General features: G+C 35.9%; 18 protein-coding genes. 2 read left to right on the plus strand and 16 right to left on the minus strand.

The window, feature by feature from the left end:
- Positions 1-20: 20 nt before the first annotated feature.
- Positions 21-425, minus strand: a complete 405-nt coding sequence (locus QYC40_RS08945) for a helix-turn-helix transcriptional regulator (RefSeq protein ID WP_301993634.1) — start codon at positions 423-425, stop codon at positions 21-23.
- A 168-nt stretch (positions 426-593) separates the two neighbouring features.
- Between QYC40_RS08945 and QYC40_RS08950 the strand changes: the two genes are divergently transcribed.
- Both QYC40_RS08950 and QYC40_RS08955 read left to right on the plus strand, forming a co-directional pair.
- On the plus strand, positions 594-1,064 hold the full coding sequence (locus tag QYC40_RS08950) for a hypothetical protein (protein WP_301993635.1): 471 nt from the start codon (positions 594-596) through the stop codon (positions 1,062-1,064).
- Positions 1,065-1,149: 85 nt separating this feature from the next.
- Positions 1,150-1,944, plus strand: a complete 795-nt coding sequence (locus QYC40_RS08955; RefSeq protein WP_301993636.1) for a hypothetical protein — start codon at positions 1,150-1,152, stop codon at positions 1,942-1,944.
- Between the two features lie 280 nt (positions 1,945-2,224).
- On the opposite strand, the gene QYC40_RS08960 is transcribed toward QYC40_RS08955, so the two are convergent.
- The 15 genes from QYC40_RS08960 to QYC40_RS09030 all read right to left on the minus strand — a co-directional run bounded on the left by QYC40_RS08960 (position 2,225) and on the right by QYC40_RS09030 (position 22,663).
- Positions 2,225-4,393, minus strand: coding sequence for an AAA family ATPase (locus QYC40_RS08960; protein WP_301993638.1), 2,169 nt, complete (start codon positions 4,391-4,393; stop codon positions 2,225-2,227).
- 51 nt (positions 4,394-4,444) lie between these two features.
- On the minus strand, positions 4,445-5,650 hold the full coding sequence (locus QYC40_RS08965; RefSeq protein ID WP_301993639.1) for a GIY-YIG nuclease family protein: 1,206 nt from the start codon (positions 5,648-5,650) through the stop codon (positions 4,445-4,447).
- Complete coding sequence (locus QYC40_RS08970; protein WP_301993641.1) at positions 5,643-7,634, minus strand: DEAD/DEAH box helicase; 1,992 nt, start codon at positions 7,632-7,634, stop codon at positions 5,643-5,645. The genes QYC40_RS08965 and QYC40_RS08970 overlap by 8 nt, the downstream gene beginning before the upstream one ends.
- Before the next feature lie 46 nt (positions 7,635-7,680).
- On the minus strand, positions 7,681-8,802 hold the full coding sequence (locus QYC40_RS08975; protein ID WP_301993642.1) for a YhcG family protein: 1,122 nt from the start codon (positions 8,800-8,802) through the stop codon (positions 7,681-7,683).
- Positions 8,799-11,492: a DNA methyltransferase gene (locus tag QYC40_RS08980; RefSeq protein ID WP_301993643.1), complete on the minus strand. Its 2,694-nt coding sequence runs from the start codon at positions 11,490-11,492 to the stop codon at positions 8,799-8,801. Before QYC40_RS08980 ends, QYC40_RS08975 begins: the two co-directional genes overlap by 4 nt.
- 43 nt (positions 11,493-11,535) lie before the next feature.
- The gene (locus QYC40_RS08985) at positions 11,536-12,213 is read right to left on the minus strand and encodes a hypothetical protein (protein WP_301993645.1); all 678 of its coding nucleotides are present in this window, start codon (positions 12,211-12,213) and stop codon (positions 11,536-11,538) included.
- A gap of 4 nt (positions 12,214-12,217) precedes the next feature.
- Positions 12,218-13,129 carry a relaxase/mobilization nuclease domain-containing protein gene (locus QYC40_RS08990; RefSeq protein ID WP_301993646.1) on the minus strand — a complete coding sequence of 304 codons (912 nt, stop codon included), beginning with the start codon at positions 13,127-13,129 and terminating at the stop codon, positions 12,218-12,220.
- Entirely contained in the window at positions 13,110-13,499 is a 390-nt protein-coding gene (mobC, locus tag QYC40_RS08995) for a plasmid mobilization relaxosome protein MobC (RefSeq protein ID WP_301993647.1), read from the minus strand. The genes QYC40_RS08990 and mobC overlap by 20 nt, the downstream gene beginning before the upstream one ends.
- 45 nt (positions 13,500-13,544) lie before the next feature.
- Positions 13,545-14,498, minus strand: a complete 954-nt coding sequence (locus QYC40_RS09000; protein ID WP_301993648.1) for a toprim domain-containing protein — start codon at positions 14,496-14,498, stop codon at positions 13,545-13,547.
- A 71-nt stretch (positions 14,499-14,569) separates the two neighbouring features.
- Positions 14,570-15,616 (minus strand): AAA family ATPase, encoded by a 1,047-nt coding sequence (locus tag QYC40_RS09005; protein ID WP_301993649.1) that lies wholly within the window; start codon positions 15,614-15,616, stop codon positions 14,570-14,572.
- Positions 15,613-15,924 (minus strand): DUF3853 family protein, encoded by a 312-nt coding sequence (locus tag QYC40_RS09010; protein ID WP_301993651.1) that lies wholly within the window; start codon positions 15,922-15,924, stop codon positions 15,613-15,615. Before QYC40_RS09010 ends, QYC40_RS09005 begins: the two co-directional genes overlap by 4 nt.
- A 225-nt stretch (positions 15,925-16,149) precedes the next feature.
- A complete protein-coding gene (locus tag QYC40_RS09015) occupies positions 16,150-17,136 on the minus strand; it encodes a hypothetical protein (RefSeq protein ID WP_301993652.1) in 987 nt (328 codons plus the stop codon).
- Positions 17,137-17,141: 5 nt separating this feature from the next.
- A complete protein-coding gene (locus tag QYC40_RS09020; protein ID WP_301993653.1) occupies positions 17,142-18,428 on the minus strand; it encodes a site-specific integrase in 1,287 nt (428 codons plus the stop codon).
- A gap of 749 nt (positions 18,429-19,177) precedes the next feature.
- Positions 19,178-19,708 carry a hypothetical protein gene (locus tag QYC40_RS09025; RefSeq protein ID WP_301993654.1) on the minus strand — a complete coding sequence of 177 codons (531 nt, stop codon included), beginning with the start codon at positions 19,706-19,708 and terminating at the stop codon, positions 19,178-19,180.
- Between the two features lie 402 nt (positions 19,709-20,110).
- A complete protein-coding gene (locus tag QYC40_RS09030; protein WP_301993655.1) occupies positions 20,111-22,663 on the minus strand; it encodes an AAA domain-containing protein in 2,553 nt (850 codons plus the stop codon).
- Positions 22,664-22,788 lie beyond the last annotated feature (125 nt).

A 22,788-nucleotide genomic window follows, 5' to 3' on the forward strand; every position in this document is an offset into this window, starting at 1 on the left:
TAAGGTTAGAAAATTGGATCTTATTTATTTATTAACTTTTCTAGTAATTCAACCTTCGATTTTTCGGCTTCTAAAAGACGTTCGTACAGTTCGACAATTTTATCTGCAGTATTAAAAGTTGGTTGATAGTTTACAGAACTTGCAATTAAAGTAGAATTATCGCTACTAGTATTGTGATATGTATTATTAATAATATTGAACACAGCTTCTTCGTCAAAATTCTCAATCGCTTCGGGAGTAACGCCTAATATTTCTGCTACTTGTGCTAATAAATCAGCTTCGATAGTAGCGTTTTTTTCGATATTGGATACCGTCTGCTGACTTACACCCAATTCAATCGCTAAAGCTTCCTGCTTCATTCCCCGCAGTTCACGGATACGGCTGATTTTTCTTCCTATGTGGTTTGTCGTGTTGGTTGTACTCATAAATCCAAAGTTAACAATTATTCAGCATTCAAGATACGAAAGATATTCAGATAGTACAATACATGATAATTCTAGTAAAATACCAATGTATATTGTTTTATACATGCTGTTTTGGTTCACTACATGAGTGATAATTGGCTTTTTTGTGTTAACTAAAAATAAAAAATTATGGGAAAGAAAAAAGACATAATTGTGGAGGTCGATATGTATAATAAGTATGCTGAAATCGATGAAATGTATTCTACGAAGTGCAGAAAAATAAAGCTCTCTGTTCCAAGTAACTTTAGAATGTTGTGTGCAATATTAGATGTCAAAGTAGAGCAAATACTCAACGATTTTATGTGGATGTTAAGCTATTCGTATCATAAGACAGCAACAGGTAAACAACGCAAATTTGCACAAAAGTTTTTTCAAGTCTGCAAATACGGTGAGCATCTCTATACTAAAAAACAAATCGAAGAGATGTTTGATGAATTGAGATGTGAGAGAAAAATATATGAAACTATAGATACAATGGAACATAATGATTTGAGATTGTTTTGGAAAAATAATCATATGTACATGCAGTATTGGTATAAGCGTTGGTTCAATAAAATAGACAGAGCAAAAGGTGATATATCTGTGCTTAATGAGCATTAATCAATATCCTTTAATGCGTTTTAATAACTAAATTTTAAATGATTAGTGGATTAAGATATATAATCAATGATTAATCTAATAAATTATGGAAAAAGAAGAAAATCAACAAGATTTAGAAACTATTGTTTCATTCATTACTTCTAGGTTTAATATTGTACAAATCTACCTTAATACGTATGATAGAGATGTAGCTCCGTATGAACTTATAATATTGGTTTCGAATAAGTATGTAAAAACTTTAGGGAGTGAAGTCCCTAAAATTATGAATGTAATTAGGGACTTTCCGCAATATAAAGTTATCTGTTATGTAGCGTTTCAAGCGAGGGACAAAATCAGGGGAGGAGGATTGTTTTTATTCAACACTTGTCAGCCAGCAAAGCTTATCTATAAAAAAGAAAATTCAACATTTGAAGTTATTCCTAAGAATTTTGATTACCAAAAATGTAAAGAGGCTGCGATTAGTGTAAATGAATGGGTAAAACAAAAAATTAATGAATTTAAGGATGGATATTTTCATTTTAAAAAGATTGGAAAACTTTCTATAGCTTCTTTTATGTTGCATCAGGTTATAGAATTAACTTATCGAAATCTCGAATTGATTATGGTGTCTAAAGAGCGAATTACACATTCCATACGATGTCATCATGTTTTTCTAAAGGAAAGCAGTGCAATTTATTCAGGGGTATTTAATGAAGAAAATGATAATGATATTGCATTATTACAAATTTTAGAAGATATCTATCGCGCGACCAGATATGAGAATAATTTTGAAATCTCTTTAGAGACATTAAATGAATTAGAGCTGAAAATGGAGGCTTTAAATAAGAATGCTGAAGAACTCGTTATAAATATGTTTGATGTTTGCGAAGAACAATTCTAATATCTTAATTTCTTTACCGTCACTTGGAAAATAATATTTCATCATAAAAATAATATTTCATTAAGCAGATTATTTATTCCCCACCTTTATTATTTATTCATGTATTATAAAATTCCCCAACCTAACTAAATATTGAACCCTTCCAGAAAAAACAATATTGAATTAATAATTTCACTTTTATCCTCATCATCTCCACGAAACAACTTGTAAATCAATCATTCACAAGTTTTACACCCAAAATTACACCCGATAATTTTGGGTGTTTTGTTTTACCACACATTTATTTAATCATTCTTTTGTAATGTTCTTCATAGCCATTTTCTTTGAATACAAGAGCAAAAGCATCTTTAAAATCATTATAATTGAACTCTTTAATATCAAAAATATTTTGGCCTAATGAGTGCGACTCCCTATTTATATATCTGCAAAAGGCCTGAAATCGATTTTCTTGCATCGAAGGTTTCTGAAATACATTATTTAAATCTTTCTTTTCTACAAAATTGAAAAAGTATTCAATGATATTTCTCATACAATTAGCAATTAATGCTGCAGGTTGTTGGTCATCTTTCACGATAAACCAATAAGAATGATAGTCATTTTGAATTTCTTCATAGCTCATTTCAAGAATTTCGCTGCCATTTGATATTTTTCTAAGTCGAAACAATTTTTGATTTTCTTTTCGTCTTTCTTTGTTTGTATCAGTCATTTCGTACAAAAAATACAAACTATGTGTAAGTAAGAAAACTTGCTCGTACTTATCATTTCTCAAAAACTCGTTATGAATTAATCGACCTACATTAAATATATAGATATGTGATAAGCTTGAAATCGGGTCATCTATGACAACGATTTTCTTTTTCCCTACTTCTGTCGCTTCTTTTTTACCTCCGCATAGTTCAAGAAAATAAAGAAAACTAATAATCATCTTTTCACCTTCGCTTAAAGAACGGAAAACTTTATCTTCGTTTTCTCCTCGCACTATTTTGTACAAATTATCAGTGTGCTTTTTTATTTCAAAATCTGTAATTCCTAAATCAACTAAACCATTTTTAATATTTACAATGGCATCGTCAATATTGACTGTCTGCTTTTGTTCTTTTGAAATGATTGCATTTTGAGTCTTTATTTTTGTTTCTGTGTCTTCTAGGCTTGTGTCTAATACGTCAATTAACCTTTTTGACGTTACTTTATCAACATTAAAACCACTGATGGTGTGATCATAATCCCAACGCATTATTTCCCAAAAAGTACTTTTAATATTTGATTTTACAGCTGTTATTTGATCTATATTTTTGTTGTGTTCAGAGACAAGCAAATTGATTTTTTGAATAACCTCGTTTAATTCTTCAAGTGCTTTTGTAGAACTTTTGAGCGTTACAGAAACACTTGGTGTTTTTATTTTATCTTCAATCAGTTTTTTATTATCCTCAACTACTTTAGTGAAAACGTTGTATTTAATTTCAAAATCCTTTTTGAGTGTTTCAAATTTCGGGTTTGCTTCAAATATAGCTTTATTTGGAATTGATTGAATTGCCTGTATATAATCATCTAAAAATGCTTTTAAAGAATTTATGTCTGCTTCGTAAGTGGCATCAAAATAATTTTTGATACTTTCTATCAATTTATCTGAGATAGTTTTTTCTTGGCAAAACGGACAAGTTGAATTTTCCTGTATTTCTTCTTTGGGTAAATATTGTAACCCTGCTTTAACCCAATCAGAATTACCAAGTTCTTTGATCAACTGTGAAACTGTGCTGTTTTCATTCCCTACTATTTGTTTGCTAAATAATGCCTCTGTTTCTATGCTTTGAGAAGGAAAAGTAATTTGCGATAATAGAGAATACTTTTGAGCATTGTCGCCTGAAATCGATTGTAAATCATTTTTTAAGTCTTCAATACTTTTTGTTGGCTTGGCCGTTGGCTTTGCTAAACCAACAATGTGATTAAACAAGTTATCTTTTGAACCTTTGTAACCGTCTAAACAAAATTCAAGAACCCTATCACCACCGCTGTAATCGGTTTTTATTTTCCAAATCTCATTTTTAGCGGTCTCCTGTTTTTGATTTATAGAAGATTTTTCCGTTTCTAGTTGTGCATTTTTGATTACTTTATCTTCCTCAAGTTTTTTAATTTCTTTCAGAGCATTTGCAATCTTTGTTACTGCTTCTTTGTTTACTTTTGAAAGTGTGAAAATTCCTTTTAAGTTTTCAGCTTCAAAAAAGTTTTCCTGAATGAAAGTTTGATTATAAACGAGTATTTCGTGATCGTCGTCCAATCCTTCAATCGAACAATTTTTAAATCTGTCGTCTGTTCGTTGGTGTAAATAATTTGATAACGTACTTTTTCCTGTACCGTTTAAACCATATATTAAGTTAACCTTTTTGTCAGTTATTAAAGCTGTTTGGTTTTTGTAGCTTGCTACTTTGTTTAGGATTATCTTGGTTATCATAACTGATTAAACTTTATTCGTAAAGTTTTGGTAATAATTTGAATCTTTAATTTACTTTAACACAATTTTCTCCTGTGTGTCATCATACTTATAATTGAAAATAGTGTTATTGAGTACAAGTTCAATAGCTTCATCGATAACATTAATAGGAACGCAAAACCATTCTCTTGGAACATATCGATTTCCACTCTGATCATAAATATCTAGATTTAAGCATACGGCTCCGAAAAAACGGTGTAAAAGATTTTCTAAAGCCTGTACCTCAATCCCGTAGCAATTATAACTAGCCACTATTTCCACGTCAGCAAATAGATACGTTGCTTCTTTAGCTGCGTTTTTAATCCGCTCTTGAACCGGCAATTTGGAAAACCCAACTTTATATAAGTTTTTTAAGCCATTAATTTCAAGATTTGATGATCTAGATCGTAGTACATAGATCCATCCTGATTGTAATGCTCCTTCTTGGGCAATATTGGCATTCTTAAATAATTGATTCTGCTGATTCTCATCGGTATCTGTAATCATTTTACCATTTTTATGAATAGCTTTCCCCAAGGATCGAAACAACATATTGCTAATAGTCCCATTTTCAAATATAGTCACGGTTCTACCCTCTAAACGCACTCTATCGCCTGATTTGTTTTCTTTAAGTACTTGTTCTGCCTCGGAGACTTCCAAATAAGCAATCAATCCATCCACAAGATAGAAATTTCCTTCTTTTAGGTTTCTTTCAGCATCAGAGAATGGCAACAAGCGTCGTTTTCCATGTTTTAATTCCTGATGTACCTGCTTAAACATCCGATCATAGCGCTGAAATTCTTTTTCAGGCAATGCTTTACGCTGTGCGATATACTCCGCGTCTGCACGTCTCCCACTTTTTGGGGTGTGGACAAAATCAAAAATGGATGTATCACCTTCCATATCCAGCAATCCCATATCATCATTTTCCAAAATGTCTTCTATAGATTCAATTTTGGAATGTTCTTCATCTCCTAATAAGTTAAATCGATCAAATGGTTTAAGTAAACTCTTTTTTGCTGGATTGGAACGCCATTCTTTTAATTTGGAAAATAGTGCATATTCCGACATCGATGTTTTGGCGGGCTCTCTGTTATTCTTTTCAAAAAAGGTATTTAGCTCTTCAAATGCATCGACCAGACGGTCTTCATCTGTACTTAAATAAGTAGCATGGGGCTCTTTGGCGTTTAATAACCCGAAGTCGTCATCTTCGAAAATATCGTCTAATGTCTTAGCCATTGTTATGCTTTTTCCGTTTTGCGTCCTGCAAAAATAATAAAGCTTGCGCTAACCTTTGCTCTTTTGGATCGTAAGAATTAATATCAGGAGCCTTTCCCGTATTTAATTTCCATCGCTTTATGGCATCCCAAGAGGCTATTGCCTCCTCTTCAGTCATCTCAATCCTTGTAATATTTATGGCGTCTTGGATAGACTTTAATACTGACTTGGTCACATTCTTAGATAGGATTTCAAAAGCCTTTTGGAATGGATTGATTGTATCAATAAGATCAATATGTATGTCGTCAATATTGACAAATGAACCAGCCATGCGGATAAATTTCTTTGAACCATGGTCTTCTACTTCTCCATTTTTTATGACAGAATCGACAACAACGTATTGACGTACAGCTTCAACGTCTTCTGCACTCAAGTCGGGATACACCTCTCGGATAATCCGTGGGATAATGACCGTATTGATAACTTCAGGTTCTATGTTGCCAGGCATTGCCTTCAACATCGTGTCATCTTGCAAAATTTTAGCTTTCAGATCATTTAGATCACTTTCAATAATATCTTTGGCTCGTTGTGAGGATGGTTTCTTAAATCCACGAATTTTTATTGTATTTTCATCATCATCCGGTTCATCTTCATCGTCCATGGGCTTAAACTTAAAATTCGGAGCCAGCACCTGTTCCATCAACAAAGAAGCTGTAATAGCTTTCAACATATTGTTGACAGCCAATTTGACATCGTCATCAACCGCATCAGGTTGAGCGATCAAATTAGTAAACTGCGCATGTGATTTGTTATTGCTGTCGCGCGTTGCACGCCCGATGATCTGTATAATTTCTGTCAATGAGCCACGATAGCCTATTGTCAAGGCGTGCTGGCAATAAGGCCAGTCAAAACCTTCCTTTGCCATCCCCAGTGCGATAATCATATCAATGCCATCAGGCGAACTGACTCCTCGCAAATAAGCTACGATTTTATCACGTTCTTTTTGGTTATCATTTACCAGATCAGCAATCTTCAATATCCGTCCTGACCGTTTACTTTTCACATATAGAACACCTGTTTCGGTGTCTTGATATTCCAAATCCCCTATGCAGTCGATAATATGATTGACTTCCTCTAACTTCTCTTTAGAGGATTCAGCAGAGTTAACACTAGGTATATGGATAATAGTTTTAAGATTTTCATCCAGTATTTCCTCTAATGCCGAGGTGCCTTTTTCGGGATCATATTTGTAATAACGACCTCTGTAGAAATGGTATCCAATTCCTAGCGATTTAAGATATTCGTAACCATTAAGCTGATCGTAATAGTTGTAGGTTACAGGTGTAAATTTCTTTTCATCTTCTGGTAGCAGTACGGGAACACTGTCTCCTCGAAAATAGGAGCCTGTCATCGCCACAATATGTGCGCTGGACTTGGACATAACGTTGCGTAAAACGTTTCCTAAAATATTTTCGCCGTCAGCAGAAACATGATGGAATTCATCTATGGCCAATAAACAACTATCAAAATCTGTCTCTTTTAAACCTTCAAAAGCGAACCGGAGCGTGGCATGTGTACAGATCAGAATACGTTCATCGGATTCCAGAAATTCATGAAAAGCTTTTACTTTGCTCTTATCGCTTCCAGCGGTACATAGATTAAACCGTTGATTAGGCTCCCAATTTGCATAAAACCCATATTTCGTCAATTCGGTTGGTGCAAATGAATTGCCGATCGAACGCTCCGGCACGGCGACGATTACTTTTTTGATTCCCTGATTAACAAGTTTATCCAAAGCTAAAAACATCAGGGCTCTGGATTTTCCTGATGCAGGAGGTGCTTTTAAAAGCAAGTATTGAGCGGATCGAGCTTCATAAGCTTTTGCCTGCATTTCACGCATACCTAAAGCGTTCGTCGATTTGCTTTGACCAGTTTGTGAATAGGTCACGTTTACCAAGTTAATCGGTTTTATATACTCGGGATGTTTAATGTCTTTTTTCTCCATTCTTTATGACTTTCTGTTTTTAAGATACATTAAATTCTCTGGAAAATTACGTGTCTTCCGATTTATCTAATGCCTGCGCCAATTGATGTAGTTTCTTTGCCAATACCTTTTTGTCTATTAGTTTTGTTTCGTAATCAGCAATTATCGAAGGACTGGTATTGCGGGCCATAGCATATTCAACGACTTCATTATCCTTTCCTTTGCAAAGCAAAACCCCAAAACTTGCCTGTTCGTGTGGTCGCTTGACATCTCTGTCCAACGCCTCCAGATAGAAATTAAGTTTTCCCAAAAACTCTGGTTCAAAATCACCAATCTTTAACTCGAATAATACCAAGCACTGTAAATCCCGGTGGTAGAATAATAAGTCTGTATAATAGTCTTTGTTGCCCACTTGCAGACGATACTGATTACCCATATAGGTGAATCCTTTTCCAACTTCCAGAATAAACTTCTGTAAGTTGCGTATTATTGCTTTTTCCAGATCCTTTTCTGAATGTCCATCAGGCAAGTCTAAAAATTCAAACATGTATGGATCTCTGAATAGATTTTCCGGTAACGTTGATTTAGCTGATGAAATCAGTTTGTTCGATAATATAGTGCGCTCGAAAGATGCTGTCTTTATTTGCCGGCGAATTTCCAGCTTATTCCACTTTTCTTTGATATTCATTAGCAAATAAAACAGAATTTGTTCAGGCTGTTTTACCGCCGAAAATATCTCAAGATGGTTTGCCCACGCTATTTGTAAAAGCACAGATGTGATAAAGCTTGAGTATTGATTATCTGTGTTTTGTAATTGTGTCGCCGTTGGCGACACAATTGCTTGCTTGTCATTATTTATTTGTGTCGCTACCGGCGACACTGTTTCTGCCCAAAGTTTAAAAACAGCCGAATCTGCTGTGTACAGCTCGTAAAATTGCTTCATCCGGTAAAGTCCACGGCGATTAAAACCGGATAGATTTGGAGCTTTAGACTGAATGTAGTCCGCCAATTGTTGAACCGTATTATCCCCCCAGGTTCCGGCGTGTACTTTTTGTGATACAATTTCACCTACATTGAAGTATAATAGAACTAGTTCGCTATTTGCTTTGCTATACGTACGATCACGAGCATCCTGTATGAGTTTAAGGATGTGCTCGAAATCTTGTTTATGTGAATTTTCTACACTCATTTTTTCTTCCTCGTTTTCTTTTCTTTGGCAAATAGTGTATCTCTCTTACTCATCTCATCATACAGCTTAAAGAGGTATTCCAAACGCTCCTCGTCCGAATGAAACGGTGCCAATCGGTAAATACGCTCAATGGCTAAATCTAAGGCATGATGCGCTTCCTTCAATCCAGAAGGCATGGTTTCGGGATTATACATCCAAGCCATTGTTTTCTCACTATATTTCGCACGCTGATCCAAGATGTCAAAGACGTATTGGGTGATCAGCTCTTTCTGCTTGTCGTTGATCGCCGGAAAGGGAAAGGTATTGTAGCAGACCTTTGCTGAATAGCGGTAACGTGTCTCTAACTTTCCTCCTACTGCATCCACCCAGACCATGTGCATCTTGGAGTGTAGGACACCGAAAAGCCAAGGCTCAGCGTCGTAGACACTTTGCACAGAATTTAATGATACATACTCTTTATCAAATACACCTATCGGAATATAATCTCTCGACTCGGATGAAGTACATGGAATAACAAATTGATGATAAGTTGGCATATGCCTATACCTAAATTGGTGGGATTTTTTAACTAAAGTTCTTGCAACTTCTCCTCCATTAGTTCTAAAGTCTCTCACCAAATTAATTCTTTTACAAATTTCATCAAAGGATAATGCTTCATCTAAATCTTTGTCTTCAATCCAAAAACAATATCTATTTTGACCTTTAATGAATTCCTCCCCTCCAACAACTTTTTTAATAAATTTTTCAATACCTTGTTGAGATTGTATTATGCTTTTTTTCTCTTCTTCTGAGAACCTTAAAAAACCACCCTCTAATGGCATATTTCCATAAATCATCAATGGCAATTCAAAAATGGGCTTAGTACTTCCTGTTATAAAAATATCAGGTGCGTCCAATAGATAAGCATTAATATTTTTAACTTCTTTAGAAACTGTATCGGTAAATAATATTTTAAAATTAGGAGATTTATTACGTAAACCCACAATAATCACCATAACTCCCGCATTTCCTTTAGCATTGTTTACCCATTTAAAAGATTGATAAGCGAAACCGACTTCAATCTTTGCATTTAAAAATCTTTTCCATATAAGGGCTACTTGTTCACCTTGACAAATTGAATTAGTTGAAACAAAAGCCAGTTGAGCATTGATACCCTCAATGTATTTCGCGCCTTTATAAAACCAAATAGACACGTAATCCATACTTTTATAATCTTTACGGAATACAAATTTCATATCGGATTTTTGTTCGGTATCTTGGTTCCGACTCCCCAAGTATGGTGGATTACCAATAATATAGATTTCGTCATTATCGCTTCTAGGGCAAACTTCTTCCCAATTCATCCTTGCGGCATTTCCCTGCACTATATTTCCAGCTTCTTTGAGTGGTAGTATCGGCTTGGACTGCCCGTAATCTAATAGTTCCGTCTCGAATACTTGATTCATTTGGTGTTCGGCCAGCCATAGCGATAGTATCGCCATTTCATGCGCAAAGTCCTTGATCTCTATTCCATAAAATTGCGTAAGGAGTATCGACGTGAAATATATTTTCCGTTGAGATTTATCTAGGTCGATTAATTGCTTAATGATCTGGATTTCCAGATTACGTAATTCTTTATAAGTAATGATTAGAAAATTACCGCTTCCGCAAGCCGGGTCAAAAAACTTGATTTTGGCTAACCGGATGAGTAATCTCTCCAACGCACGCGGGTTTTCTTTGTGTTTTTCAAAATCTTCATACAACTCATCCAAAAACAATGGCTTGATCAGTTTAAGAATATTTTGCAAAGACGTGTAGTGCATCCCAAGATTTGTACGTTCGGAAGGATCGGCAACAGCTTGTATCATCGACCCAAAAATATCTGGGTTGATCTCTGACCAGTCCAACTCGCCCGAATCCAACAGGATCTGTCGCGATTTTTGGGAGAATTTAGGACAGATAATCTCGTCACGGAACAGCCCCCCGTTTACATACGGAAACCGTTCCAAATAGCCGGACCCCCCCCCATCACCTGTTTCAGTATTTAGTTTTTTGAATAATATGGACAGGAACTCAGCCACATCCGATCCATCGGAATTGGTATTATTTGCTAAAGCTTCGGTGAAAATGCTTTTGGTAGAAAAGATACCTGTATCTTCCGCAAAATAACAGAACAACAGCCTGGATAAAAATAAATTGAGTTGGTGACTTCCTTGTGCTACCCAATCTGGATTGTCAATAACCAATAAATCATAGAGCTCGGCGAGCTTATACGCTGCATCCCTATCCGCTTTATCATCGGTACTAACTCGATATATTTCGGCACCAGATAGTGGAAGAAAAAAATCAATCTGATCAGCCAATTCGACTATCGGAAATTCTTTATTTGTTTTTAGCTTAGTATCTGTAGCAAGTACCTGCTCAAAATCGGTTACTATGATAAAGCGAGGCTTCTGTTTCAAGATTTTATCATCCTTACTTAACTCATCAATCGTATGAATAAGTTTCTCAGATTCCTCTGCCTTGAAAAATATTTTTCCCTTGTAGAATAATTCCCCCTCTACTTTAGAAAGGTTATAGTCGCCTTTTCGTAAGCGAGCAATGGTTGTTTTGGATAATCCAAAGCAAGACAAGAAGTCGTATATGAAGCTATTATGATCGATAAGCTGCGTAAGTTCAGCTAACTTATCTCTAATTTCCGATTTTTTCATGCATTAAAACCATAAAAAGGTGGATAAAGATACTAAAATCAATTTAGTGAGACAGGCTGTTTAGCGTATTGATTTCCTCCTGTTTCAGCTGAATCTGAAATTTCAGTTTCTGTTCCTCTTCTCTCTTAATTACTAGGTTCTGGAATTTATCCGGGTTAACGGAAAAAACGGAATCGATATGAGCCGTTATATTAGGTAAGTCAAGTTCCATCATTCTGTAGCGCAATTCGTATGATTTTCTGTCACTGAGCTGTTTATCCTTTTCGTGTAGCATTCCGATCCCCAATGATATCATCACCGAAAAAAATATCATGATTATGATAATGGGTGTTGATTTCAGGTCGATGCCGTAACGATGTCTTACATTGATCCTTTCGGGAACCTCGGCCAGTTTGGCAACAATCTCTTTCTCCTTGTCGATCAAAATGTTGAGTTCTCGTTCCGTGGCATCGACAATTTGGACAGCTAAATTCTGTAAAGAATCATAATCACCCACAATTTTGGTAAGGAGGTCGTTTTCCTTCCTGATAAAGGTTTTGATCTGATGCAATAGTTCTTGATCCTTGGAGCGCATTTGCTGAAATTCCTTCAAGTTCTTTTCGTTTTCAGAGAGCAGGGATATCATGGTCGGCATGATCCGTACAATATCTTGTGTGATCAGATCTGCATTTTCCTCCAAATTTTTTACCTGTTGCTGTAAATTCTCTAATTGTGTATGCATGATATTAACGTTTTAATCCGTAGTTCTTTTTCTTTTTTCTTTTTTTGTTAAGGGGTTCGTTTTTAGCAGACGTGCTTTCAGGGATCGAAAATAGGGCCGAAGCTAAGTAACCGATGGTTTCCCCGATATTGGAATCCATAGACCGATCTGTCGAGACATTGCTTTCTATCCGATGGGTTTGTCCCATAGCGTTATCGATCCCGTTTAACGCTCTGTCGATCTGTCCATAGCTCAATGAGCGGTCAATGGCCGATCCCCGAAATGTCTGTCCGTTTTTACTGAACGAAATACCTTGAACCTCATCCGAACGAGATCTATATTTAAACTGCATTTCCACACCCCTGTAGCGGATATAGTTCTGTAGTTCTGTCCAATTTCTACTAATACGGATTCCCGCCTTCAAGGTATCGTATATCTGATACCTTGTCCGATCGTTTCCCTTTAACCTTCCCCTGTTGACGTTCTGCTTCCCGTCGGACTGCTTAAAACCATATAGGGCATTGAGTTCCTTGCAGGCTGTAAAACTCTTATACCGCTGATTGCTGTTGGATATGGTCTTGCCATGATTGTCCACCCTGTTATAGATAATGTGGATATGATCATGTTCGCGGTCGTGATGCCTGACCATCAGACACTGTGTATCCCTGATGCCCATTTTGGCGAGGTAGCGTTTAGCCGATGACACCATGATATCGTTGTCCAGCATATTCTTATCTGCCGTATTCCACGATAGGATAATATGCCCGACAGCCTTTCCCAATCTGGGTTTCAGCATCCGCTGAAAATTGAAATCCTGTGCAATGGTCGTTGTCGAATCTGTCCGCAATCCATTAGCATGGATAATCTCACTATCTTCCTTTAGTACGTATCCAACGCAACCGCCGAATGACCGCCCCTCAATGATCTTCGCTATCATGGTGCAGTAGTATATCGATACATTGGTTGATATGGCCGATCGTATTTCGGCATTCCTGCGCCACTTCAAACAGCCCTGTCTGGTGGGCTTTTTTCGTCAGTTGGTTAAGGTTGTTCGAAGCACCTGTGATTGCCCTGAACGCTTTCAACTGTTCTTCGGTAAACCTCGGTACGATCTTTCGCATAATGGCGCTTTTGCGTACCCATTCCGATTTGCTCATACCTGCCGTTTGTGCGTTCTGCAGAACCCTTTTATGCTCCGCTTCATCGAAACGGACATTGATCCTGAACTTCTTTTTATTTTCCAGTGCGGGTCTTCCGCCCTTGTTCTTGGTATCTTTCATTTTGTTGTTACTTTTAGCTGTGACCATCGGGAGCCTATAGGTTTTGGGGTCACCAAAACACAACCTTGCTCCCTACCTATTCGATAGTTTTCTGCCAGTTGGACGATTTTCGATTTTGGTGTCGGATAGACCATGCACCAGATAATCATTCACGTCTTTTATCGTACTGTTTCTGTGCTGTAGCTCCTGTATTCCATTTTTGAGACTATGGGTTTTTCCAAAGCGGATTTCCAAGTCTCTGTATGCTTTTGTTCCCGACTCGTCCGTGTCCAGATAGCTGACGATAGTTTTGTGCCGTTCCAAAAAAGGGAATGACCTTTTCAGGTGGGCGGTAGTGTTCAGTATGCAATAATCTGTACATGGAAACGGTCGGTCTGCAATCTTCCTTAGTGTCAAAAAAGAAAGCCAGTCTATAAATCCCTCGAACAAAATAACCCCGTTGCTTCCGTTGTCTACGGTCGTAATGTCTTTTGTCATTAACGACCGTTTGTCATAGGGGTTGCGCAGTTCAAATCCTCCCGAATCATTGACAGAGCATACGGCAAAATATGTCTGCCCGTTTGCTGTCCGGTAGTAGATTTCCTTGCAAAAAGCCTTGGCAATATCGGGGTCGATCTTACGCTCATTAGACAGATAGTCGAGCAATGCTTTGTTTTTAAGCGGTTTTACGGACAGTATGGTGTAGCCTGTCTCTTTTTCTGTCTGTACGGCGTGCCAACTATTCGAGACGGTCTGCTGTTGAAAAGAAAAAAAATTTTTTCTCTCATCAGCCCACTCCAAGACTTTTGCGAGTTCGGATGTGCCTAAGAACTTCATCAGGAAATCAATATTGTTCCCTCCGATACCCTCGGAATGGGAGTACCATATATTTTGGTGTACATCCACCTTTGTCGATGCCGTCCGTTCATCTCCTCCGTTAAAGGGATTCTTGAACCATGCTTCCCTGCTGTTCATCTTTGCACAGGGAATCTGTAAATGCTGTAAAATGGATATGAGCGGTATTCGCTTTAAGTCTTCACATGTCATATTCTTAATTTTTAAAAGGGGTTTAGTTTAGTCTATCTATATATAGGGGCAGACTAAACTAAACCTGTTTTTCAGTAATAGAATTCGGGGTTGAACCGATAGGTCTTATCGTTCTTGATAATCATCCTTTTGTTTTCAAGGAACGTCTTTAGCTGTTTTGCTTTGTTCGTTCCGAAATTGAAACCTTTTGCTAGATAAGCTTCCTTCAATCTTCGGACAAAGTCATCATATGTACAGGTAATTTCACTGTCTTTGAACATTTCCTGTAACACTTCTCGATGATTCTCTTTAGAAAGTTCTTGATAATCGAAGCCTTTTCTGGATACTGTGCCTGACAGATCAAAATTTTCGTCCAAAACTGGTAAACCATCATCAATAAAAAAGGTAAATGGCTCGAATTCAACATCTCTAATAAACTTTGGGGCAACAGTGCTGTAGTTTGCATCCATATCGCTTTTGGTAACCTGTAAGATAGATTCCGCCTTATTGTTCAACTCTGTTCCCAAATGCCCCCGTGTGTTGTCATCTCCTTTGTTCAGGTGTAGCACGGTGTGGATATGGATATTCAACTCTTGTGACCATTTCATCAACTTACCTGTAATCTCCGTTGCTTCTGTAGCATTATTAATATCGTAAACTAGGTCCCTGATGCCGTCAATTATGACCAGACCGACCCTGTCTGCATATTTGAACAAAGCATATTCGATGATATTAAGACGTTCTTTCGTAGGATACTCTCTTAGAGAAATCAATTTTAAGTTCCCGTGTACTTCTGTCGGTGGATAATCAATAAGTTTATATACCCGTGAAAGAAGCCTGTGACAATGGTATTTACTCTGTTCGGTATCAAAATACAATACTAAGGGACGGTTTTCGGGAACTTTAACTTTGTACTCTAATATTTGCCTACCGCTCAATGCCGCCGCAACCAATGAAATCACATTGAATGTTTTCCGACTCTTTGCTTTCCCTGTAGATGCGCTAAAATTGCCAAGCGTTCCAATGACGGAATCCGAATTGATGATCGTTATCATGATAGGAGGTTCTTTAAATTCATCTGTTATTTTAACAGTAGATTTTTCAAGAGCTTCGACAATATTCTGATTAAATGGAATCATACGAACCTCTTTTTCTTTTGATTGGTATACTCCTTAAACAATTTTAAAGCAAGCCGAGTATCAACAATAATTGTCCGTTGATCCTGTTGAATCGCACCAGTAATTACACCACTGTTTTTTATTTTCTGTGCTTTCGATTTGCTACAATTAAACAATTGCATAATACCCGAAATACCATATACGAATTCAGGTAATGTGCTTGTTACTTCTTCTTTAGGTATTTCTGCGATTGCTTCTCGTTGAATAGCCAGTAATTCCTCGCCAGTCATCATAGCGACAGGCTTTGATAGTAATTCACGAATGTCCATGTTCTTTTATTTTGAATTAAACCATTGCCGTGCGCATCGGCTTTTAATGTTCGAACATGAGCTAAGGTAGGAGGTTAATATCGTGGTAAATATGTGGTAGAGTCAAATACAACGATATTTATTTGACTCGTTATCAGTTGGTTAAACAAGGACGGGTGATTTTCTTTGTGGTACGATTGTAAACTAAATCTTAAAAAGCATTCAAAAACTCATTTAAGCGGATTGTTATTTGTTTGAATTGTTGAATAAGTCTTCTAAGTGTTTATATAGCTTCTTCCATTTTCTACTACTTTGGATTTGTCGATAGTGTGCTTTATACGATGATAGTTTGATATTCTGCATATTATGGATTTTTTCTACCCATTTATTTCTGGCACTGTCATCAAGACGTTTAGAAAAGGAATCTACAAGAAAGTACAATATAAAATCTGGTGAAATTTTCAGATTGGTTTCTTTATTCAGGTTGATTACCCCGTGAAAAGTTTGAGCATCTACTTCGATAATCTTATTCTCTATTAAAGCTTCATAAACAGCACCTACCAAAGACATTGGAAAATATTCATGATATACGTCGTGTTGGGAATTTTCCCTGTATATATCAAAGAGTGGCTTTATCCTAACCTTCAACACATTAGTCACCTTTTCAAGGATAGATTTTGTTAATTGAAAATCATTCTCAAAAAATTGATTCGATTCAAGGATTTTGGCTTCATAGTCCTTTAATTTAGACTGAAAGATTGGTTCAATCCGGTCAATTTCCAATTCGGTCTTTATCCTACGGGTATCATCACCTCCGTAGAAATAACTATCCAACGACCTTTCAAGTGCTTCTTTTTTCTTTCTAACTTCTGTAAATTTCTTTGTATATTCTTTGACTTCAAGTTCAAAAAGTTCATGTTCCCGACGAAATAATTCTGTGGATGAATTGGTCTCAATCTCAAAATTTCTAGTATTAACTAGTCCAGCTAGTCCATTATAAACGGCATCAAAATTTCTCGTTAGTCCTATGATTTTTTCACGACTAGAATTGACAAGAAGATAATTTATAACTTCTTCGACGGATGGGGAATCCAAACGCTCTAATAAAGCTCGCTTTACTTCGGCTAACTTATTCCAGTCAAGATCCTGATTGTTTATCTGTTGGCGTAGAACCTCTTCATACCGACGTATTAATGTTAGAAAAGATATTAACTCATTTTCTTCTTTTTGCATACTCCTTACATTTTATTAAACATTTCCATAGCTTCGCTACGCATTTCGTCCACGGTATCGATATAGGGTTGCATAGATTTATAATCTGAGTGTCCAGTCCATTTCATCATAATATGGACAGGTATTCCAAGAAACAAACCGTTGCATATAAAAGAACGTCTTCCAATGTGAGAAGTTAATAACGTGTACTTCGGAACAACCTCTTCTATACGCTTGTTTCCTTTATAATAGGTTGTCATAATCGATTCATCAAGTCCAACTAATTCGCCAAGTTCCTTGAGGTATTCATTATATTTCTGGTTAGAAATTACCGGTAGAGCCTTGTTGTTCGGAAGTCTTTCGTCCTTATATTTGTTTAAGATTTCTTTTGTGTGGTTATTAAGGTCGATGATGAGTTTATCATCTGTTTTGATCGTCACTACTTCTATAAATTTCTCTTTCACAGCATCTTTTGTTAAAGCATATACATCTGAGTGTCTCAATCCTGAATAACACGTGAAAATCAGTATATCACGAACACGGTGTAAGTATGATTTTTCTTTCGGAATATCGAAAGCCTTAATATGATCAATCTCTTGCCCTGTAAGAAAAACGACTTTTTTTTCTATTTTCTTAATTTTTGGGCGGTACGACAGGAATGCTGAATTCGTAACCGTTCCGTTTCTGTATCCCCAACGAAGAAACCATTTTAAGAACTTTAAATGTTTTTCCAGTGTCGAGTTTTTAAATCCTCGCCTCTTCAAAAGAAAATCCATATACTTATCAAGCGTAGTATTATCAAAATCGTTAACACCGATGTTTGGTTTAAATTCGTAGAGGTGATTTCTGACCGTTCGAAGTTTTTTTAGTGTGCCTTCAGTCCAATTGTTAAGTTTACGGTTCTCTCGAATAAATTGATCGTAGTAATCAAAGAATTTACTTTGTATTCTTGCTTTCGAACAAGTTTCATTTTTTGGTTTTATCTTATCATTTATCTCATTCCGTAGTGTTGATTTTAAAGGGACTGACCCTTCAATTTCATAACTTTTGAAGATATCCTGAATGACGCTCTCGATTTTTAGGAGTGATGCATTTATTTCGCTTGCAGACTGTTTAATTTTATTTGTTGTGCCATTTTTTACACGTTGCTTTTTATCATCCCATTTAGAAACGTCAACTCGAAAGCCACTGGATAAATCCAGCCTGTCACCGTCATAGTTGATTCGGACTCTGATAGGAACATTTTCTATGACCTCTAAACCGTCCTTTTTACGCTTTTCAAGTGAAAAAATAATATTTCTTTTGATGTTCATTTTTGGGTGCATGTAAATTATCTACACCCAAATTTACACCCAATTTTTCAGAATACCTAAAAATTCACAAAACCCTTAAATAAAATTATAATATTGAATTACAGCTATTTATATATTCAATTAAGTGTATAAAAATCTTTAAAAATCTATAAAAAAAGAGCCTCCGGCTCCACAAAAATAAAAGCTCAACGAAAGTTGGGCTTTTTTTTGTGGAACGAGGGGGCGAGAAATTGGGTTGGGCGGGTTCGATTCGAAGAAGGTTCAGGGTTTGAGTGCGGGGTTGTGGGGCTGAAACAATCCCTCCGGCTCCACGGAAATAAAAGCTCAACGAAAGTTGGGCTTTTTTTTGTGGGACGAGGGGTGAGAAATTGTGATGGGCGGGTTCGACCCGTAGGGGTTTCAGGGTTGGAGTGCGGAGTTGTGGGGCTGAAACAATCCCTGTCACTGTACGAAAACATTTGCAAATGAATAGTTTGCAAGTTTTAGACCAACATATGCACACCTTTTAGAGAAGGTACTGAAAAAGCTCTCTTGAAAAATTTCGTTTCAAAAAATGATGAAACCCATGTATTAAGCCCTCTGAGAATCGACTATTTAAGTAGCAAAAGATAAAGGCTTTCAATTAGATAATAGAAAAGGGCTTATGAACATATAAATTCGTAAGCGTTTTTAATGGTTAATTTTTCACTACCCTCGATCGGGCATCGATAGTTTTTGATCAAAAAATATTTATAACTAAACCTCTCCAATTACTCTATATAGTTGGGATCGAACCTGTATTCAGTTGCGTAGTGAATCATATTCAAATATTTCGCTAACCCAAAGCTGCCGGTGACCGAAAACCGTTGGTTTGAAGTAATTTGTTTATAGAGGAAACCTATATTTTCTTGGGTGAATGGAGGATTTTGAGATGTCACTATCGTCAAGTTAACCAATTCGCGTCTACCATTGACGATGTAATAGAATTTTATCCACGCGTTTGTCTTAGACAGTTGAGAATAGTTTGGTAATTGATTAATGGCTAGTTCCTCTCGATAGAACGTGCGCACTACTGCGTCAGATGCAATAATCTGTTCAGATAGTCCCCTGATTGTTTCAGGATTATACTTGAAATTTGGCGTGGTCGCTAGGGTGATAAAATAATTGTTTTCAGGGTTTTTAGTGACTTTTAATGTTAAACCATTATAAGTAAACTCTCCGACTCTTAATTTCGTTTGTCCTGTGGTCGAGTTAATAGCAAGGAAAAACAACGTGAAAATTAATAATAATGTACTTTTCATAAGATTAATCACAATTCTCCATTTTTCAGTAATTGTTTTAGAGCTTCCGGTTTCAAATTTGGAAGGATCTCTGAAGTTTTATCGGCGCGACGAGTAGATTGCACCCAATCGTTTAGTCGATCAAAATATTCAATAATAAAATCTTCACTCTGAATATAAGTATTTATTTCGCTTCGGTCAGGCAGTGTTCTCATAAAAGATAAATACCTTTCCAGAGCGGTAGAACTACCAGGTCTTTCGATTTATAAAATTGCTTAGAATCTCAATCATCTTGAAATGATACTATTTTAGATTTTAATCCGTTAAAGCCTATAATTTATATGCTTTTTAGAATTCTTAAAAAAATCTTAGAAGATACTTAATAAAGTTACGAGAAACCTTGATTGATATTTTCCCAAAACCTTAGCTATATGCCTGAAGATCATTCAATTTATTAATAAGTTTCCCCTTCTCATTACTTTCATTTGTTTTGAAACGTATTAACGGGAAGTTATAATTACTTAAAATAGCATCTTTCATTTTATCCCTGTCAGCTTGTTTTGTTCCATCTTTATGAAATTCAAAACCATCAACCTCTATTCCAAGTACTGGAGTTTTACTAGGTTTATTGTAAACTATAAAATCAATGTGTGTCAATGGATTAGATGCGTACTTTAACTCCTGTTGATCAAGCTTCGAAAAATCATTAATAAGTTGCCTCATCGGGAAATGCATCAGGACGTCGTACTTAGAAAAACTACTATCTGCTAAAACCTCTTTAATTAATGCATACATTAGATTTTCACTATCATATGCTGATACCTTGCCCGATTTACCTATGATTTTTGCTCTTTCTTCTTCATAATCTTTATATAATAAATCAAATATCGATTTCAGCTCACTTTGCACGATAGAAAAGTTATTATACTCGATGTATTTTATCAAGTCTGAGATATTACTATCGTTTTCATGCTCATTCCCATTAACAACTAAAATCAATTGCTGAATTGCTCTAGATACAGCTACATTCAAGCGATTAGGGTTGTCGGTGAAGTCGGATATCTCATTATCAACAGTCGAAAGAATAATAACGTCATTTTCTCTTCCTTGAAACTTATCTACAGTATCAGCTTTTATTGAGGATCCATGAAACGTATTCTGCAATGCATTTGTCTGATTACGATAAGGTGTAACAATTCCTAAATCAACATTTTCAAGCTTTTGCATAGGAATAATCTCTTCTTTGATGATATCAATCTGTCTTTGATTCATTCGTTCTCGCGCATGATTCCCTTTTGCGGTTTTATATACAACAAGCGGTTGTCGTTCTCTATTAAAATCTGTATGAACAATCAATTGATTATTATAAAACTTCTTGTTGCAGAACTCAATAATTTTAGGATGACAACGATAATGTTCTTTCAATAGTGTCTTTGGAATATTTGGAAATAATTCAAGTAATGAGGACAAAAGACTATGACCCGAAAAACGATAAGATTCTTTTAATTTATAGGAATCGAAAATTAAATCAGTCTTTCCTTGCATATTAGCGTCAACAACATTAGGAAGTTGTTTAACATCACCAACAATTACTGCCTTCTTAGCACAGGATAAAGCTAGTGCCCCGGTAGCTAAATCAACTTGTGATGACTCATCGATAATGACATAGTCATAAGAGATGTCATCAGATAAGCTTTGTCTCAATGAGTATGTTGTACTCATTATAACTGGATAGTCCTTAATAAATTCTTTGGATCTACGCTTTAATTCTGGGATAGTGTACTCATTTCTCTTCTTTTTGTAATAACGTCGAAACAATTCTGCCTTAAGAATTCGCATTGAAATATCTGTATACTCTTTCATTTTACTGTCAAAAGCAAAATGTTTTAATGCTGATTTTAATGATTCAATCTCCTTAGTCACCTCCATTAATTTGGTCGGGTAATACTTGGATTGACAAATAAAAATCATTTCATTAAGTGGATTATCATAAAAGGATTTATCCTTTATGCCGTATTTGAATCTAAATAGAAGTCTGTTTATAAAGCCAACTTTCTTACTTCTTTTTGCAAATGACTCCAATGTAATCCATAGTCGAAGGATTTGTCCTGAACTAATCTTCCTTTTGAATTCTACAGAGTTCGATTTCTCGTTTTTATAATTTTCTTTGAAATGCTCATATTCAGTTTCTAAATTATCAATCTGAAGCTTTAATAACGCTAAGCGATTCTTTTTATCGAGCTTTTCAGATAGTTGCCCAGAAAGTAATAAAGCTTTTTCTTTCAACTTTGATTTTTCCGAACCAGCTAAGTCAAACTGTGCTAAATCGGGAATCTGTTTTTGAGAATCAATAAAATCTTTTTTATTCTGCGTATTTCCTAAAAGTGCAGCGATGAACTCAATGCCATTTTTTTCCAGCTTTTCATAGACATTTTTCGTTGCAGAGTTATTACTAGACACAATAGCTACACTTTGACCTCTTAAAACAGCATTTACAATAATGTTCAAAATTGTTTGTGTTTTTCCCGTTCCCGGAGGTCCCTCTATTACACTTAGATTATTTGCGAAAGCTGTATTTACTGCATTTTGCTGACTCAGGTTAAACCCAAATGGAAAAAAGTCTATACTTTCTTTAGTGTTCTCAAAAGAGGATAATGAGCCATTCAAAAAACTAGCTAAAACGCTATTCTTAGATATGTGTTCAATGTTCTGATAACTTCTTAAAAGGATATTGTCGCCTTCATCGGTTTTTAAACCAATCGCATTTGCGATGTCATTTAGATAATTAAAAACATTGAAGGCTTTGTCACTAGTAATTGCTGTTCTTACGACTTTCGCTCTGTTTTTACTGTACAAAAACTCTTTGTTACTATTTTTAAAAACGATAGAAATCTTATCTCCCTTGTACGAATATTGGGAGATTCTATTCGCTTCGTCTTTATCGTCGATATATATTAGTTCTCTTTTAAGCGACATATGACTGTTTAAATTTTACATTGATTTAGCTTGGCACAATAAATCACGTCCTCTATCAACACCCTTTCTGATATAAATATCAGATAAATAATCTATTTATATAAGGAGCGAAGCATTATGAAATC

It is taken from the genome of Sphingobacterium sp. BN32, assembly GCF_030503615.1.
Lineage (GTDB): Bacteria > Bacteroidota > Bacteroidia > Sphingobacteriales > Sphingobacteriaceae > Sphingobacterium.

Bases quoted from the DNA above. Each gene is read 5' to 3' on its own strand.
- QYC40_RS09000 (WP_301993648.1), bottom strand. From the start codon at position 14,498: ATGACATGTGAAGACTTAAAGCGAATACCGCTCATATCCATTTTACAG.
- mobC (WP_301993647.1), bottom strand. From the start codon at position 13,499: ATGGTCACAGCTAAAAGTAACAACAAAATGAAAGATACCAAGAACAAG.
- QYC40_RS08945 (WP_301993634.1), bottom strand. From the start codon at position 425: ATGAGTACAACCAACACGACAAACCACATAGGAAGAAAAATCAGCCGT.
- QYC40_RS09010 (WP_301993651.1), bottom strand. From the start codon at position 15,924: ATGGACATTCGTGAATTACTATCAAAGCCTGTCGCTATGATGACTGGC.
- QYC40_RS08955 (WP_301993636.1), top strand. From the start codon at position 1,150: ATGGAAAAAGAAGAAAATCAACAAGATTTAGAAACTATTGTTTCATTC.
- QYC40_RS08950 (WP_301993635.1), top strand. From the start codon at position 594: ATGGGAAAGAAAAAAGACATAATTGTGGAGGTCGATATGTATAATAAG.
- QYC40_RS08985 (WP_301993645.1), bottom strand. From the start codon at position 12,213: ATGCATACACAATTAGAGAATTTACAGCAACAGGTAAAAAATTTGGAG.
- QYC40_RS09015 (WP_301993652.1), bottom strand. From the start codon at position 17,136: ATGCAAAAAGAAGAAAATGAGTTAATATCTTTTCTAACATTAATACGT.
- QYC40_RS09020 (WP_301993653.1), bottom strand. From the start codon at position 18,428: ATGAACATCAAAAGAAATATTATTTTTTCACTTGAAAAGCGTAAAAAG.
- QYC40_RS08980 (WP_301993643.1), bottom strand. From the start codon at position 11,492: ATGAAAAAATCGGAAATTAGAGATAAGTTAGCTGAACTTACGCAGCTT.
- QYC40_RS09005 (WP_301993649.1), bottom strand. From the start codon at position 15,616: ATGATTCCATTTAATCAGAATATTGTCGAAGCTCTTGAAAAATCTACT.
- QYC40_RS09025 (WP_301993654.1), bottom strand. From the start codon at position 19,708: ATGAAAAGTACATTATTATTAATTTTCACGTTGTTTTTCCTTGCTATT.
- QYC40_RS08960 (WP_301993638.1), bottom strand. From the start codon at position 4,393: ATGATAACCAAGATAATCCTAAACAAAGTAGCAAGCTACAAAAACCAA.
- QYC40_RS08990 (WP_301993646.1), bottom strand. From the start codon at position 13,129: ATGATAGCGAAGATCATTGAGGGGCGGTCATTCGGCGGTTGCGTTGGA.
- QYC40_RS09030 (WP_301993655.1), bottom strand. From the start codon at position 22,663: ATGTCGCTTAAAAGAGAACTAATATATATCGACGATAAAGACGAAGCG.
- QYC40_RS08975 (WP_301993642.1), bottom strand. From the start codon at position 8,802: ATGAGTGTAGAAAATTCACATAAACAAGATTTCGAGCACATCCTTAAA.
- QYC40_RS08965 (WP_301993639.1), bottom strand. From the start codon at position 5,650: ATGGCTAAGACATTAGACGATATTTTCGAAGATGACGACTTCGGGTTA.
- QYC40_RS08970 (WP_301993641.1), bottom strand. From the start codon at position 7,634: ATGGAGAAAAAAGACATTAAACATCCCGAGTATATAAAACCGATTAAC.